The organism is Candidatus Poseidonia alphae, assembly GCF_943787815.1.
In the GTDB taxonomy this organism is placed as follows: domain Archaea; phylum Thermoplasmatota; class Poseidoniia; order Poseidoniales; family Poseidoniaceae; genus Poseidonia; species Poseidonia alphae.
The window spans coordinates 771,672-788,205 of sequence record NZ_CALSNW010000001.1 but is presented as its reverse complement, the minus strand read 5'-3'; the positions used below and the strand labels follow the sequence as shown (position 1 = coordinate 788,205).

The following is a 16,534-nucleotide window of genomic DNA, read 5'->3' as shown; positions in this document are numbered from 1 at the left end:
CCACGAGTCAGGTTCTGTTCTCAAGCCACTCTTTCAGTCTTTTAACTCCCTCATGAATGTTCTCCAGGGACGTAGCGTAACTCACTCGGATGAGTCCTTCTCCACCTTTCATGAGTGAGCCCGGAATAACCTGTACTTGCGCCTCTTCCAGTGCAAGGGTAGCAAATTCAATGTCAGTCATGCCCGTTCCTGTGATGTCGCAAAGGATGTAAAATGCTCCTTCTGGCTCCGGTACAACAACACCTGGGAGTGATGAGAACGCTTCATGCGCAATCGTTCTACGATTACGGAATGACTCATTCATCACCTCAAGTTCTTGCGTGAGCCCTAAGGCGGTTTCCGCCGCAGGCATGAGGAATGTGGCAACGTGAGTTGCAGAACTGACATTAATTTTCTTCACGCCGTCCATAACTTGAGGCGATGCAGTAATCCACCCAAGACGCCATCCCGTCATGGCCCATCCCTTTGACCATCCCCCGATGGTGACGGTTCGTACAGAGCCACCTTCAAACTCACAAGGCGAGGTGTACCCTCCCTCGTTCCAAACCAGCGTTGAGTAAATCATGTCGTCAAGAATCCATAAATCATGCTCTACCGCCATCTGAACAATGGCTTTGGTCTCTTCACGCGTGTAAACTGCACCCGTGGGGTTGTTCGGCGAGTTGAGAATGATAGCTTTGGTCTTCGGAGTGATGTGCGCCCGAAGCACATCAAGGTCGGGGTGGTAGTCTTCACGTTTCACGGGTACATGAACGGGGATTCCTCCGATGAGGCGGATCATTCCGTCATACGACGGCCATGCTGGAGAAAGGAGAAGCACCTCATCTCCCGCTTCAACGGTCGCCATCATCCCATAGAGCAGGGCTTGTTTGCAACCAGGGGTGATCACAACATCATTGGCATCTGTGTGGATGTTGAATTGTTTTAGATGTTCAGCAACAGCTAGGCACAATGTTTCGCTTCCTTGGGGGCGAGTGTAGGTGGTTTCTCCTCTGTCCAGAGCGGCCTTAGCAGCATCGACGACAGGCAGCGGAGTGTCAAAATCCGGTTGGCCAACCGTAAAACGAACAACTTCAGGGCCGGGCGGCGCAAGAAATGCAGCAAAACCCGAGCCAACCAGGTCCAATTTCGGATTGAGTTCAGGCATGTACGCGTCCTCCCGTTGGCCGGTCTGTGTTGCTTCGGGTTGCCCGTTTGGCTTTCAACTCTCGCATGATAAAATTGCGTTTTGATTGATTTTGGAGCACAGGCTGGGATTTGAACCCAGGTAAGAGGATTTGCAATCCCCGACGTAACCGCTCCGACACCCGTGCTTTAAACACGCCAGCGAGAGGTCCTATTTCAACGCGTCTTCGCTCCTTTGTTTTAATTCGATTTAGAATTCATCTAGGGCGCCGCAGGAGATTTGTTTAAGCCCTTAATTCCCGTCCAAAGAACATGAACGATGAAGATGGGGCCCCAGCTACTCCAAAAGAAAAACCATTTTTTGACATCGAGCACGAACCTTCGGAGAGCGCATTGCAACAACCCCCGCCTTCGGGAATAGTGATGGGTCAAGTTGCTGCTCAACCAGCATCAGAGCCGACATCGCAAATTGGAGCGACACAATCCTCTCTAGGGGCGCCGCAACTCTCTGGACAAGTCAACGCCTTTACTCATGGCGGCCAACAGTTTGCTCAAATCCAGCCCCAAAATGTAGGTTTCAGATGGGGCCAATTCTTTTTGGGATTCATCGTCCCCTGGGGGGTGCTTGTTGCCTCGGTATTCTTGGTCGCCTTAATTGAAGAGAGTAATGATTATGATCAATTTATAGATTTTCAGACCTATTCAATGACTCCTAATGAGGACGGCTGGTTTGTCCAATCTATTTCGGTTTCCTCCGGAGAAAACCTTGATTGGATTTACGGTTGTTGCCTAAATGAGAGTGATGGGCGCCTCGGCATCCAATCTGTTTGGGATTACAACGGGATGCCGGGAGATATGAGCATCGGAGAAGAATATTTCAACGAATCATCGGGCTATTATGATTCGGCCATCATCGGCAATTATACGCTACAAAATCAAACATTGTGGTTCAAGCCTTCGCAATCTAACGTTGAAAGGCTCACGGTAGAGGTTCAAATTCACGACCATGAGGGCGAGGAAAAGTACTGGCAAAATGAACAAGATTACGGAGAAGCGGTGTTCTGCTTGCTGCCGTTCATCTACATCGGCAGTGTAGTTGCAGCCTTTGTCAGAGGAAACAAAGCCCTTGGAATTGGTCTGCTCAGTGCGATTCCCGGCGCAATAATATTCTTCCCGCTTTTGTTCTTCTTGCTGTTAATCTCCTTCGGATTCTAGGTGCTTTCAATGCCCCATGAAGGATTGAACCACCGAGTAGGGTCGCCAGAGGAATCTTATTTCGCAACCCGCTATGCGGTTTTGCGTGAGCCACTGGGCATGCCTCTTGGGAGTGAACGCTTGAGCGATGATGGAGAAGCAGTTCACGCTTGGATTGAATTCGAAGAGCGAGTCCTCAGCGTGGGACGCGCCCATATCATCCCACCTTCTTCAGACGGCTCGGGCGCAGATCATAAAGGTCCGAATGCGCCAACAATCCCCGCCTTTGGGCCACTGGCGACCTCGTCTGCAGAACGTCCTGCGTTTCAGATACGACAAATGGGAACGCTCCCACAGCATCAGCGCAACGGTTTCGCAGCTCAAGTGTTGGCGGAACTTGAACGCATTATGGCTGAGGATTTCGGCTCAAAAACCGGTTTTTTGCAAGCTAGGGCTCATGCCGTGCCGTTTTACAAATCACAAGGGTGGGTGATTATCGACGAACCATATGAAATCACAGGAATCGGGCCACATTACTCTATGAGTAAGAAATTTTCATGATTGAGAGTTCATATATGCTTACTTACCTTAATCATTAACAGGCATCGTTCCACGATTGGCTCATTAATAAAACAAAAACGAGTGAAAGCGTAAAATAAAAACGAATTTGCCCCGAAAAGAGGGACAAAAATGAAATTTAAGCAAAACACATTGACAAAACAAAGAAAAGCAACGAGCACCCCCCTCAATAACATGAAAGGTTCTCGTTCATCCCAAGACGCCGAGATTCCAGAATCCGATTTCGAGTATTATCTGAGCAATAAATACAGAAGAAATGCGGATAAACAGCTTTACTTCGAAAAATTATTGGATGCGTTTCGGACACTTTCCGAAGAGGCCCCCGAAGTGTTCGACTCGATTGCCCCCGAAATGCTCCAACGAAGCATATGGAGTTGGAGGGGCGCCGACCCACTGTTGTCTAAAAAATTCAACAATTGGATTTTAGGAGATTACCAATGGACTCCATTCAATGAAATTTTGCCTAATGAACCAGCTTATGCTGACCAAAGCGACATCCTTCCTTTGAATCCAGAAACCCTTAGCAAAGCCCAACAAGACTTCCTCGGAGTCTTATCTGAACGTTTCTATGGCGATCCACATCGATGGGATGCTTCAACTCGAGACCAGTTCATCATCTTGGGTCTTCTTGCCATGGCTGGCGGAGGTGGGGTCCGCCAGGGTAAACTGATTCACTCGCTTGGAATGGGCCTTTCAGAAGAAGGCGTCAAGGGCTCAAACACGGTTCGTGCAGCAAAAATAGCTCTTTCTCGACTTGCAAACCCCTATGGAATCAAACTGTTCGCCCCTGCAACGGGCCATGGGGGAGAACGCCTTCACTCGTTTTCCGATGTAGATCTTGCAGAAACGGTTCTACGTTATGTCCTTCACCACCAAGCATCACTGCTTTTACCCTCTGCTCCCGAGATGCCTTCAAATTATTGATTCCCCCAGGACTTGGGGGATACATCCCAACGCGCCTTTCATATAGGGTTGGGCTGTTCTATGGTTTAGAGGGAACACTGGGTTCCCTATGAACTGCCCGTGAAAAACGATGAATACGGAGGAATTGAACAAGCAACAATGTAAGGGAACCACACAGAAAACCGATGATCGGTTTTCGCTTGCCTGCGAGCCAGTGCAAGTTTCAACCCTTACATTTTTCTTGGAGACTTTATCCAACCAGTGCGTAGCATCGTGCACATCCCAAATCGACTTGCCCACAACGTGCGCTTTCGATTTGGATAGAGAGAACAGCGGGTTCTCTGTGTAAAAACAACCAAAATAAAAGGAAAGTGAAAAACATGAAAACGAAAATGATGAGCGTGCTAATATCTTTGTTCCTTGCCCTATCTGCTGTTTCAGCAGTTTCAGGCGACGGTTCAGATCCCCTAAACCCCTCAGACGGCGGCGCCGACTGGGATGGCGATGGTTTGACGAATGCAGAGGAGCAAACACAAGGCACCAATATGAACAATGCAGACAGCGATGGCGACGGTCTCCCCGATGGTTGGGAGGTTGCTAACGGATTGAACCCCACAAACGGCGGTGACGGAAACGCAGACCCTGATGGAGACGGCTTGACCAACTCCCAAGAGTATGCAAAGGGTACCAACCCTAACAATTCCGACACTGACGGTGACGGCAAGTCCGATGCAACCGACCAATTCCCGAATGACCCCAACGACGGTGAATACTCCGACTCTGATGGTGACGGTATTCCTGATGCTTACGATCCTGACTTTACCGAGTCAGGAGCAGGCTCAGGTAACGGCGGTACCGAAGGCGGTGGCGAATCCGAAGCTGGTGGTCAAGGAGAAGGCGAAGGTCAAGGACAGGGTCAAGGACAAGGTCAAGGACAAGGTCAAGGACAAGGTCAAGGACAAGGTCAAGGACAAGGTCAAGGACAAGGTCAAGGACAGGGTCAAGGACAAGGTCAAGGACAGGGTCAAGGACAAGGTCAAGGACAGGGTCAAGGACAAGGTCAAGGACAAGGTCAAGGACAAGGTCAAGGACAAGGTCAAGGACAGGGTCAAGGACAGGGTCAAGGACAAGGTCAGGGACAAGGTCAACAGCAAGGCGGTCAACAAGGTCAACAAGGTCAACAAGGCCAGCAAGGTCAACAAGGCCAGCAAGGTCAACAAGGCCAGCAAGGTCAACAAGGCCAGCAAGGTCAACAAGGCCAGCAAGGTCAACAAGGCCAGCAAGGTCAACAAGGCCAGCAAGGTCAACAACAAGACAACGGCCAAGGTCAACAACAACAAGGCGGCCAACAAGGCGGCCAGCAAGGTGACCAAACCAGCCAAGACCAGAACGGACAAAACCAGAACGGACAAAACCAGCAGCAGCAAGGTCAAACGCAAAACGGACAGCAAGGTCAACAAGGCCAGCAATCCGACCAGCAACAAGGCCAGCAGCTCGATAACCAAGCTGAAAACGGTGAGAACGACAACGACGGCGACGGAATCCCTAACGATGTGGACAACGACGACGACAACGACGGAATCCCCGATTCAATCGATGATTCGCCAATGGATCACGACAACGACGGAGTCAACGACAACGAAGATGACGACGATGATGGCGATGGAATCGATGACAGCGAGGAAGTCAACGATGGCGACCCGAACACCAACATCTACGACCACGACAACGACGGAATCTCAGATTCAGTCGACCTCGACATCGACAACGATGGCATTGACAACCGAAACGATATCAACGATATGGGCGAAGACATGTCACGAGACCACGACAACGATGGCCTCAACGACGCCGATGACACTGACGACGACAACGACGACATCCTGGATGTTGACGAAGCCGACGGTGCAACCGGTCAATACCGCTACGACCATGACAACGATGGTATCTGGGATCTTACCGACAACGATGACGACAACGATGGCCTCATGGACTGGTTTGAAGTTAACGACGGAAACTCCCTTACGGGTCAATTTGACCACGACAACGACGGAATTGAAGACCACGAGGATGACGACGACGATAACGACGGCATCCTTGACATCTTCGAACTCTGAAATTGACGTGAACCAACGGTCTGTCAAAGAACCGACTCACCAGAGTCGGGTACAGCAGGCGCTTTGGGGCCTCGGCCCCATGGCGCCTCCCCCCCCTTTTTTTCTTTCATCACTGGAAATGATACGAATGTCATTCTGTGATACGCAAGCGCTCATTCGCGCCACGCCTTTCAAATAGGGTATTTCGGTGGGAGATTGATTACGAGGTGTCCGCATGCTCTCAAGACTTGAAACAAAACAAATCGAAGAACGCCAACGATTCTCCATGGCAATGGTGATTGTATTCCTGATGCTGACCAGCAGCTTGCTGGCATTTGTTCAGGCCATCAATGATGGAGAAGAACCAACCACCCAAACCCGCCTCGTTGAAGGCGATACTATCGGGCAATCACTGGCTCAATCGACCTATCAGGCCGGTCAAGGCAGTTGGAGCGGGGCTCAAGACGGCGTTGACGCCCTTGCCCATGAAGCACTGTCCAACATGATGTGGTCGGACCCAGGAGTTTCATCGGGAATCATCACCGACCTTTCTGTTCTTGAATCCGTCATTCCACTCTATGCGCCAATGCTTGAGGAAACCAACCTTGGCGACCACGACAACGATGGCGTTGATGACTTGAATGATTTGGACGACGACAACGATGGAATTTACGACCTTCTCGAGCGATTTGATGGTTGCTATGGAACGGACCCATACGACCACGATAACGATGGAATCCCAGACATTGATGACTGGGATGACGACAACGACGGAATTCTTGAAGGGCCAATCGATTACGAGGCTCTTGAGGCTCTCGGCTATGATCCCCGAAACGTTTCTACCGACCGTTATTTGGACCCAAGCATTGTTCATTACTACCCCGACATTGGGGCTATTGGAGATTTCTATCTTGCCGACCAAAACCCGATGGACCACGACAATGACGGCGTGACCGACGAAGACAGCGATGGAGCAGGCGCAGGTCGCTACGATGAAGACGACGATAACGACGGACGAATCGACCAATTTACCTGGCCTTGTGACCTTGACTCAGACGGGGTTCCCGACTACTTTGACAACGATGACGACAACGACGGCGTCCTTGATATTGATGATTCACACCCGTACGACGCCACCATCACTCTTACCATGATGGGGGCCGCCATGGCAAGTACAACAGACGACCTCAATTATTCTGCAGCCCGTACATGGGTCTTCAACGAATACCGTGGATTTTCCGGCGGCGTTGATTATGTTGACTGGGAGCGAAACCGTGTCAATGGAGCCGGTGCGTCAGCATCAGGATTCCAAGCACAAGGAGCGCAGGGAACGCCTTCCTTCAGCACCATTGTTGACGGGGACTTGGATGGTGATGGTTCACCAAACTTCCTTGACCCAGATAACGACAATGACGGTACACCGGACAGTGCAGATACGGACGACGATAACGATGGTATTCTCGACATGGTTGACCCAGACGATGACAACGACGGTATCCCCGACACATGCGTTGAAATTGACACAAACGGAGACGATATGAGCGATTACACTCGAACAAAGAACGGTGTTGTGACCGGATTTAACAGCGGAACTCTTCAGGGCGGCTCAGGCTATGTCACGGCAAGCAACGTCCCTGCAACCGGCAACGGAGTTGACCTTCTCGTCGACATTGTCGCAACAGCAGGAGCAGTTACCGCAGTCACCATCAGCGACGGCGGACGAGGTTTCTCAGCAGGAGACACCATCGCTATTTCTGGTGGTAATTCAGGAGCGAGCATCGACGTCGCAACAGTATCCACCGCCATCTTCCAGGTTCCTGGGGCTGACAGCGACGGAGACAATGTAATTGATTGTGAAATTGATTATGATAGCGACCTTGACGACGACCTTCGCCGACCGTTCGACCAAAACTACAACGGAATTTACGACTGGCTCGACACCGACATGGGCGGTACAGAATCCCCCGACAATCTTGGAAACTTTGCCGTTGGCGGCGCCGATATCCCTTACGATACGGACAACGACAACATCGACAATGAAAACGACTCGTTCCCGTTGGATGACAATGCAATCGTCGCCACCTGGAACTGTCCAACACAAGCGAACCCCAATCCCGTGAACCCTGACCCAAAGTGCCAAACCCGTCGTGCATCCTATTCTCAATTCAATGATTGGGACGGCGATGGTATTGACAACTGGGACGATGTGGACGACGATAACGACGGAATCATTGACTTGCTTGACATAGATTGGGATTGTGATCTGGACAACGATAACGACTTGCACGTCATCAACGGAGCCCTCTATCGTGACGATGGGCCAAACGATGTTGATTCTGACATTGACGGCGATGGATTGGAAAACAGCATTGATTGGGACGACGATAACGATGGTGTATCGGACCTGTTTGATCCGGACGACGGAAACTGCGGTGTTCTTGATTACGATGCTACCGACTCATTCGGGACTCCATACTACCCTGTTAACGACGGAGGCGACCTTGACGGAAGTTCGGACGGGCAACTTTACGGAACCAACGCTACCGACCACTGGAACATGGTCTTCCAACACTATCCTTTCGCAGAAGTCGTACTTGACTACAACGGATACGATGCAACCACCACTCCAGTGACCCCAGGAACAGTTCCAGAATTTTACTGGTTCTTCTTCGCACGATGGTCTCCATACAATGGAGCCAACGAGTGGGATATTGATTCAGATGGAGATTCCCTCATCAATGGATTGGACATTGACCAAGACGCAGACGGTATGCCCGACTGGTGGGACCAAGACGAAGGAAATGACGGAGTACTCGATATTAACGATATCAAGATGGGTGGAAGTTACAACCTTTCTGTTTGCGGATACACCGCTGGCAACTTGGCTCAAGGATACGTCTGCGGCTACAGCTACGCCCTTGCCTACAAAATGCCCCTCAACGGAGTCAACGCACAGTTTGGCTCTCCTTATTCAACCCGTGCAGATGCGAGCTTCGACCAAGGCGCAACCGGCGGTGGCCCTTCAGGAAACTGGAGTTGTACGCCAGGTGCCCAAGGCGGATGTTATCACTATGATTTCGGAGGCGACGGCAACATTGACTCAGGCCTAACCTATGTGCAAATGGCCAACAACCGCGACGCATACGTCAGTTGGATTGGCCTCGCTACCGGCCTATGGCAGTGGAATACAGACAACGGCCCAGAAGCAGATTTCCCTGACGAATTGGGAGCAGATTTACTCAAGAACGACGTTGATGGCGACATTGACGGCGACTTTACCAACTCAACAGTAGATTTGGACGACGATTACGACGCAATTTACGACTGGTACGACGTTGATGACGACAACGATGGTATCTGGGATTTCTTTGAAATTGATACCAACTTCGACTTGGACGACGACACGGGCCAAAACAACGGCAATTTCTTCCAGGGAACAAACTGTGAGGATAACGATGATGATGGTAACGACGCAGACGCAGACGACGATGGATTCTTCCAGTCGGTGTGGGACCGAGGTATCTTATCTCAAGGCCTCCGTAGCCCAAGTATTTACGATGTTGACAACGATAACGACGGTATCCCTGACGGAGAAGACCCTGATGACGATAACGACGGACGAATGGACGTTGACCAGGAACTCATTGCAGGATGTTTCTGGGGTGAAGAACAATCGACCTTTGACAACGATAACGACGGAATCCTCAACTGGGCCGATGATGACTGGGACGGCGATGGCTTGACCAACGCAGCAGAACTGCTGGAAAGCATCACCGCTCCATTTGACCACGATAACGACGGTGTGCGTGACGATCGTGACGAAGATGACGATGAAGACGGTATGAACGATGAAGACGAAGTTCTTCTTTGGCCAACACGCTTTGACCGCAACTCAACCAACCCCTGGGATCACGATGACTTTGGCGATGGCGAGGCTATGGCGAACCCCTTGGACGCTGGAACCGGACCTGACGCAGTTGACAACGACGACGATAACGACTCACGCACCGACGCCGATTGGGACCAAATCGAGGACGTCGAGCTATCTTCTGATTGGGACAGCAACAACAATGGAATACTTGACGCCGACGACAAACTGCCCACTTACATCACGCTTGACCTTCCAGATAACCTTTGGTTGGATGCGCAAAGTCCGGCCATCTTCTCTGGCCATGTTGATTGGCTGAGCCCTGTATCCAACCAAGTGGAGCCAGCGCCTCAACTTCCTGTTCAAGTTCACATTGAGTGGACCGCGAACAACACGACTGCTATTGAGACCACCAACGTCCTTACCGACGCAGGTGGAAATTTCAGTGTGGGACAGTTCCTTTACCCTGAAGACCTCACCGTTGGAGACAACAACACCTACAGAGTTTATGCTGAAGTAACCGAGATGTTTGTATTCAATGGGAATCAATCCCAATCTTACTTCCTTGGGGCCGAAGCCAACATGACCGTTGATTACTCGGCATGGACGTATTTCAGAAGTGACGAACAACCGTTCTGGCTTGACTTCAAGGCCCATTATGAAGCGGATTGGGACCGCGGGTTGTTTGACAACCGAATCAAGAATTCACCAATTACGTTCTCCATCTTTGGTGGGCTCTTTGGAAACCTCACCACGCCTACTAATTTCACTGGATTGGGTAACAACGGTTACCGAACAGACGCAACTGGATGGGCCTCGCTTACCTTCGTTCAAGACTTGGGCATCAGTGGGACTTGGAAACAGGTTCAATTCAACTCAAGCGCTGACAATGGAGTCGGACAAACACTTGGAGCATACGAAGAAATTGTTTGGAATGCCCAAACCGCCCAACACGACATAGTTTTGGATTCGGTAGGTGAAGCTGTACGCTACAATTACACCAACACAAGCCTTCCAGCCGGGGACATCGAGATCATTGCTCGTGTATCTCCAGAACTCGCCCCTGAATGGCCATTCCCGTTCTTGAACGGGGATGAAGCCGACCCGTTCTCAGTTCGTGTTATGCACCGAATGAACATTGAAGGAACGATGATTATTGACGGCCTCAGCCCGATTTACTACTACGATGCAACGGTCAACAACGGTGACGGTACCTTTGGTGACTGGGCAACGTTGTTCCATCAACCCGCCTTAGACGCAGCCAACGTGGATTACAATGATATTTCGTCATTCAAACCTTACCCAAGTTCTTGGGATGGAACTCCAAGCGGCCTTACAGGCCAAGCAGCAAGTCTTCGTCCGTTCTTGGCAGCGAACGGGACCCATTGGTTCATCAATTTGGTGAACGGTGGAGACGGAAACCTACCGCCTTGTGGGCCTGTAGACCGAAACGATCCAAACAGCCCAGTGCGTTGTGAGATTGTTCCCGAGATGAATACCGGAGAATCCCTGCAAGTCATTGGAAAGGTTACCAATCGTACCAACGATGCATGGGATCAAGATCCAGTTTCACTCCAAGTTGACGTTGACAAGAACGGTCAATTCATCGGTGCCGGTGAGACTGCGTTTACACAACGACCAATCATGAAGGACGGCGACGCAACCTTCGATTACAACTGGTCTTGGTTCAGCCAATACGCAGCTGGAACCTACGGTCTCCGTGTTGACTTTGCTAACTCAGCCTACTACTTCACTGGAAACTCTTCCACGCTAGCAACGACAGGCGCATACATCAACGTCACCGTTGTTGGTACTACGGACTTCATCACGACCTCTGTGCCTCGTTTGTATCGCAATACCAACACGACGATCCAAGCGAAACTCGTTGACAACTCGCTTCAACCTGTGCGGAATGCACCGGTTAACTACACGTGGTCGTTCGATGGACGTACTGGAATCAATTACACGGATAACAATGGTTTCTTTGAAATACCATTCAACATCTCGGCTCAAGACGATTTGGGCAACTTCACGCTGCAGTTTGAATATCCAGGCACATCGCTCATGAAGGGCAACACGGCCTCACAATCCGTTTGGGTCGTATCCCGTACTTACATGCAGGTTCTTTCTGCGGAAGATAACATACGTCGTTCAGGGGATAAATGGGACTTCACGGCGCAAGTAACCGATGATAACAAAACGCTTGTTAGAGATACAGGCGGTTCAGCCCTTACTGGCTCAAGCGCCCCTAACGGTGGACTTGTTGACGTGATTTTCGAAGGAACGGACTTCCAAGGCACCCTTCATCGCCAAGTCGTTGCAACCGTTGCTCCAAGCGCAGGCGTGGTATCGTTGCCGGAGATTGAATCCGATGGCTCCCATCTTTGTTTCTATGACGGAAACGGAGACAACATTCCAGACCGTGACCTTGATGGTGATGGATTGGAAGCTGAGGAAACCATTGGATGCTTGAAATCAAATGTGAGCCCACTCAGCCCACAACTTCTTCGCGACGACCCTGAGTCTTTCCTACCTGACGGGTTTGGACCTGTCAACGTGATTCTACGATTCCATGAAACACTACCAAACGAAGGATGTCAAGAACTGGAAGTTAGTTACCTCGGTATTCAGGGCGCATGGGATCCATGTGTTCAAATTCCTGGAAACGACCACTTCCGGCTCGTAATGACCAACAATGCCAACGGATTCTCGTTGATTGGCCGAACTGTGATGACCGTTGATGACCAAATCGTTTACACGAGCGAAATTGATCAAATGACGGGCGAAGTGATTCCAAAACCAATGATTGTTACGGGACAACTCAGTGACGAACTCGGCGTGAATCTTACCGACCGTTCAATCCGTGTCAACTATGAGATGGTCAACGGACAGACTGGACCGGTTGCATGTCAATCTGGAATGACGGACGGCGATGGCTACTTCGGAATCACCTGTCCTCTCTCTGACGTGATGGCTGGAAAGGCGAAGGTTACCGTGACATACTCCGCTTACGACAACAACGATGCGTACCGATACGAGAACAAGTCGGTTCAAACTGAATTTGAAGTCTTCTCGAATTCGACGCTACAAATCACAGAAGTTGGACCGTTCATGTCCAGTGTTGATCAGTTTGTTGCACCTAACGGCTCACGTTACCCAGTTCTTTACCTGAAGGAATCCTTCCACATCGATGCGTTCTTGGCTCAATCCAACGGCCAATATGTTGGTGGAAAGTGCCTCAACATCTATCTTGACCCCAACGAGCAAGTTCGTCCTTTGGCGACCATCCGAACGAGCAACATCGACGGAAGTATCGAGTGGTTCAGTGCTAACCCAGACCAGAACCCAACCCTACGGGGGGTTGAAACCACCGGTGGTAAACTGGAAGGGTTCCGTACACTACGGGTTGCCTTCGAGCCGGACAGAAATGTTCCCGGCGGTTGTGACAAAGACAACTCAGGGGCCCTCAACGGCTCTTCTATGGACATTGAAGTTCTCGTTCGTTCACGTGTTGACCTTCAAGTGAAGACAACATGGAGCAATTCTGGCGAAAACGGTGCAGATGCGGGAGATACGATTTACGGTGAAGTCGCCTTGTTGCGAAACCGTCTCGATCTTGCGGTGGAAAACGAAGAAGTCATCTTCGCCTACCAATACTTTGACTCAAACACGAGTGAATGGGTTCTATCAGACCTGAACAACAAGTCACGAACCAATGAGCAAGGTATTGCATCCTTCACATGGGCCTTTACCGGAACAACTTGTGACGGTGTTCCTGGCTGCAGTGGAGAGTGGAGAATTACGGCTTACTACGACGGCTCAACTTACTTTGCCGCCTCAACGGACAACATCACCCACGAAATCACTTACTTGGAGGGTGGAGATAACTTAGGAGCCAACAGTTTGCTGTCTCCTGGAAACCTTGTCGCCTTTGCCATTGTATTGATGTCGCTCTTGATAGCAGGCGCAGTTTACTACCGCCGTGTCCAAGAACGCCGACAAGTCCAGGCTCTGCGAGGTATCTTGACCGACGCTATGATGCAACTTGAAGCAAGCAACGAATACATTGCAGCGATCTTTGATTGCTACAAGAGCCTCGTTAAGCACTTCAAGAAATACGGTTTCATGAAGAAGGTCTACGAAACAGCGCGTGAATTCGAGGCAGCCGTCCGAACAGCGTTTAGCATGGTTCCGACCGACCAAATGGACGACTTCCTGTCAATCTTTGAGGAAGCCCGATATTCCGAACACACGATCGACGCAACACACCGTGACCGAGCCATCCAGACCCTTAACGGCATCACCAATTCATTGACGATGTCCCTTGGGGAAGAATCGGTCGTAAAGCGTGTTGACGTGGCTAGCTTGTACGAGAACCAAACCAAGGCTGGACAATTTGTCGCAGCCGACGGTACCGTTCGCCAAGCCGGAATCGTTGAAGGCGAAGGCTCTGATTTCAAGATTTGAGGCCGCTAGAAGCCCTACCCGTGTGGGATGCATTTGAGCGAGAGCCAGAGCAAATCCGCCTTAACCTTCAAAGGGTGGCGGTCCTGTGGAGAATCATGGAAGACTGGAAAGCTCTCATAGACCAAGCCATGCAAATCGAAACCTCAGACACCATTGGTGCCCATGGATTGTACGAAAAAGCCGTACGTGCGGCCCTCGCACAATCTCAGATGCTTCTAGGGGACCTTGAAGCGGCTCAGATTATCGAATCCATTTATGGCGCCCTTGTTGCTTACTCTCAAACGGTTATGCTCCGAATGAAAGCCGAAGACCCCGAGGTTGGAAGTCCAGACCACGCATTCCGCGCTGGCCAAGCATACGGAGTTAGTTGCATTCTGAACCATCTTATCGATCGTCTAACTGACGTAGCAGGCATTACTGCGCTCGGTGCTCTTGACGATTTCTCGGACACCCTGCACGATGAGATCATCATCCAAGCCCGCGCCTCCGGCCTCACGGTTGAGCTTCTGGACGCGAAAGGCGAAATCCTCTTTGACTGAATCTGAAAGCGGCGAATCGCCTTACTGCTAGGTCTTAAACCGCTGGACAGCGGCGCGATGAGGTATGCACTCGCGTCGGTGCCTTCATAATGGGAGGGACGGTCGGCGACTTGCTTCAAAGCATCGAGGGAGTCAAATGAGTAACCCAGAACGTAAGACAAACGCCCGACTGGTCAACATGATTGGCCAGTTGAAAGCCCAGTCTCGCGACACCGGAGTAGCTGTTTGGCGAGATGTGGCCTTGCGACTTTCAAAGAGTCGTAAGAATTGGGCCCAACCTAACCTTAGCCGTGTAAGCCGCTACGCCCCCGAGGGTGCAACCATCCTCGTACCAGGCAAGCTGCTTGGCTCAGGTGAGTTGACCAACGGTCACACCATCGCCGCCTACAGTGTCAGCAACGGCGCACGTGAGAAAATAGAAGCCGCTGGAGGTCGTTTCATGACCTACAGCGAGCTGATGAACGAAAACCCAACAGGCACGGGGGTTGTTATCCTTGGATGAAACGACCTACGTATTCGACGCCGACGGACTCATTTTGGGTCGTTTGGCTTCTGCCTCTGCGGAACTCTTGCTCAAAGCAGCACGAGAGCATCGTGATGACAAAGTTATCATCATCAACGCAGAGAAAGCAATCGTTTCCGGCCGACCACGATCTGTTCTTGACACCTATCATGCAAAGTATGCATTGAACCACGCCCGTAAGGGTCCGTTCTACCCACGTATGCCCGATATGATTCTCAAGCGCTCTGTCCGAGGTATGTTACCGTACCAAAAGAAGAGCAGCGGCCGTCGTGCCCTTCGCAACCTTCGGGTTGAAATTGGATGCCCAAGCCATTTGGCGGGCGACCTACCAGAAGGCCACCAACACGGCGACGACAGCAAATTCCGACGAGACCTTCCTGAGCGTTTCATCCGTCTGGGCGATATCAGCGCAGACTTGGGTGCCCCAACGCATCGATGGACCGGAGGTGAACAATGATGGCAGCAAGAAAGAAAAAATCAGTTGAATCCTCAGGTAAGCGCAAGACAGCCGTTGCTCGTGCATCGGTAAAGGCCGGAAAAGGCCGAGTTCGCGTGAACTCAGAACCGATTGAAATCCTTCAACCTTCACTTGCTCGTCGCAAGTCCATGGAGCCGCTGGTTATCGCCGACGCCATGAATCGTTTGAGCAAGGTTGACATTACCATTACCACCAACGGTGGAGGGATTATGGGACAAACCGACGCTATCCGAACCGCTATCGCCCGTGGACTCGTCCACTATAACGGCGGAGCAGAAGGCATCGACGAAGAACTTCGTGACGAATACCTGCGCTTTGATCGCAGCCTCCTCGTGAACGACCCACGTCGTAAGGAAGCCAAACATCAACTCGGCCGTGGTGCTCGCCGCAAGAAGCAGAAGTCCTACCGATGAAGTGATATCATGATTATTCCAGTACGATGTTTCAGCTGTGGCGCCGTTGTCGCCCACAAATGGGAAGAATTCAAAATATTGCTAAGCGAAGGCAAAACCGACGCCGAAGCCCTCGATGAAGTGGGCCTCGCCCGTTACTGCTGCCGACGCATGTATGTAGGCCACCTCGACCTCATTCAAGAGATCGCACCGTTCAGTGCAGCTCGAAATTGAGATCACAACGGGCCCGTGGGTTAGCTTGGCCTATACTTGGCGGCTGGGGGCCGTCAGACCCCGGTTCAAATCCGGGCGGGCCCATCCTTGAATGACCTGCATTCATTGACGCGAAGCCTTTGGTTTGATATGGCGG

Annotated in this window: 11 protein-coding genes and 2 tRNA genes; 11 read left to right on the top strand and 2 right to left on the bottom strand. The window is 51.0% G+C overall.

Annotated features, from left to right (window positions below):
- Positions 1-7 precede the first annotated feature (7 nt).
- Positions 8-1,147 (bottom strand): aminotransferase class I/II-fold pyridoxal phosphate-dependent enzyme, encoded by a 1,140-nt coding sequence (locus tag AAA857_RS03390; RefSeq protein WP_338173119.1) that lies wholly within the window; start codon positions 1,145-1,147, stop codon positions 8-10.
- Positions 1,148-1,239: 92 nt separating this feature from the next.
- Positions 1,240-1,313: transfer RNA gene (locus AAA857_RS03385), tRNA-Cys, on the bottom strand.
- A gap of 124 nt (positions 1,314-1,437) precedes the next feature.
- On the opposite strand from AAA857_RS03385, the gene AAA857_RS03380 reads away from it, so the two are divergent.
- The 11 genes from AAA857_RS03380 to AAA857_RS03330 all read left to right on the top strand — a co-directional run bounded on the left by AAA857_RS03380 (position 1,438) and on the right by AAA857_RS03330 (position 16,482).
- Positions 1,438-2,340, top strand: coding sequence for a hypothetical protein (locus tag AAA857_RS03380; RefSeq protein ID WP_338173117.1), 903 nt, complete (start codon positions 1,438-1,440; stop codon positions 2,338-2,340).
- Positions 2,341-2,349: 9 nt separating this feature from the next.
- Positions 2,350-2,880: a GNAT family N-acetyltransferase gene (locus AAA857_RS03375; protein WP_338173115.1), complete on the top strand. Its 531-nt coding sequence runs from the start codon at positions 2,350-2,352 to the stop codon at positions 2,878-2,880.
- 129 nt (positions 2,881-3,009) lie between these two features.
- A complete protein-coding gene (locus AAA857_RS03370) occupies positions 3,010-3,822 on the top strand; it encodes a hypothetical protein (RefSeq protein WP_338173113.1) in 813 nt (270 codons plus the stop codon).
- A gap of 359 nt (positions 3,823-4,181) precedes the next feature.
- Positions 4,182-5,918: a hypothetical protein gene (locus AAA857_RS03365; protein WP_338173111.1), complete on the top strand. Its 1,737-nt coding sequence runs from the start codon at positions 4,182-4,184 to the stop codon at positions 5,916-5,918.
- 214 nt (positions 5,919-6,132) lie between these two features.
- Positions 6,133-14,232 carry a DUF4129 domain-containing protein gene (locus AAA857_RS03360; RefSeq protein WP_338173109.1) on the top strand — a complete coding sequence of 2,700 codons (8,100 nt, stop codon included), beginning with the start codon at positions 6,133-6,135 and terminating at the stop codon, positions 14,230-14,232.
- Positions 14,233-14,327: 95 nt separating this feature from the next.
- Positions 14,328-14,771 (top strand): hypothetical protein, encoded by a 444-nt coding sequence (locus AAA857_RS03355; RefSeq protein ID WP_338173107.1) that lies wholly within the window; start codon positions 14,328-14,330, stop codon positions 14,769-14,771.
- A gap of 136 nt (positions 14,772-14,907) precedes the next feature.
- The gene (locus AAA857_RS03350; RefSeq protein WP_338171729.1) at positions 14,908-15,273 is read left to right on the top strand and encodes a 50S ribosomal protein L18e; all 366 of its coding nucleotides are present in this window, start codon (positions 14,908-14,910) and stop codon (positions 15,271-15,273) included.
- On the top strand, positions 15,266-15,751 hold the full coding sequence (rplM, locus tag AAA857_RS03345; protein WP_338173104.1) for a 50S ribosomal protein L13: 486 nt from the start codon (positions 15,266-15,268) through the stop codon (positions 15,749-15,751). Before AAA857_RS03350 ends, rplM begins: the two co-directional genes overlap by 8 nt.
- Positions 15,751-16,185: a 30S ribosomal protein S9 gene (locus AAA857_RS03340; protein ID WP_338173102.1), complete on the top strand. Its 435-nt coding sequence runs from the start codon at positions 15,751-15,753 to the stop codon at positions 16,183-16,185. The genes rplM and AAA857_RS03340 overlap by 1 nt, the downstream gene beginning before the upstream one ends.
- 9 nt (positions 16,186-16,194) lie before the next feature.
- On the top strand, positions 16,195-16,398 hold the full coding sequence (locus tag AAA857_RS03335; RefSeq protein WP_338173100.1) for a DNA-directed RNA polymerase subunit N: 204 nt from the start codon (positions 16,195-16,197) through the stop codon (positions 16,396-16,398).
- A 9-nt stretch (positions 16,399-16,407) separates the two neighbouring features.
- Positions 16,408-16,482 (top strand) — tRNA-Pro (locus tag AAA857_RS03330).
- Positions 16,483-16,534 lie beyond the last annotated feature (52 nt).

Coding starts and splice junctions, on each gene's coding strand:
- AAA857_RS03390 (WP_338173119.1), bottom strand. CDS start 1,147: ATGCCTGAACTCAATCCGAAATTGGACCTGGTTGGCTCGGGTTTTGCT.
- AAA857_RS03380 (WP_338173117.1), top strand. CDS start 1,438: ATGAACGATGAAGATGGGGCCCCAGCTACTCCAAAAGAAAAACCATTT.
- AAA857_RS03375 (WP_338173115.1), top strand. CDS start 2,350: ATGCCCCATGAAGGATTGAACCACCGAGTAGGGTCGCCAGAGGAATCT.
- AAA857_RS03370 (WP_338173113.1), top strand. CDS start 3,010: ATGAAATTTAAGCAAAACACATTGACAAAACAAAGAAAAGCAACGAGC.
- AAA857_RS03365 (WP_338173111.1), top strand. CDS start 4,182: ATGAAAACGAAAATGATGAGCGTGCTAATATCTTTGTTCCTTGCCCTA.
- AAA857_RS03360 (WP_338173109.1), top strand. CDS start 6,133: ATGCTCTCAAGACTTGAAACAAAACAAATCGAAGAACGCCAACGATTC.
- AAA857_RS03355 (WP_338173107.1), top strand. CDS start 14,328: ATGGAAGACTGGAAAGCTCTCATAGACCAAGCCATGCAAATCGAAACC.
- AAA857_RS03350 (WP_338171729.1), top strand. CDS start 14,908: ATGAGTAACCCAGAACGTAAGACAAACGCCCGACTGGTCAACATGATT.
- AAA857_RS03340 (WP_338173102.1), top strand. CDS start 15,751: ATGGCAGCAAGAAAGAAAAAATCAGTTGAATCCTCAGGTAAGCGCAAG.
- AAA857_RS03335 (WP_338173100.1), top strand. CDS start 16,195: ATGATTATTCCAGTACGATGTTTCAGCTGTGGCGCCGTTGTCGCCCAC.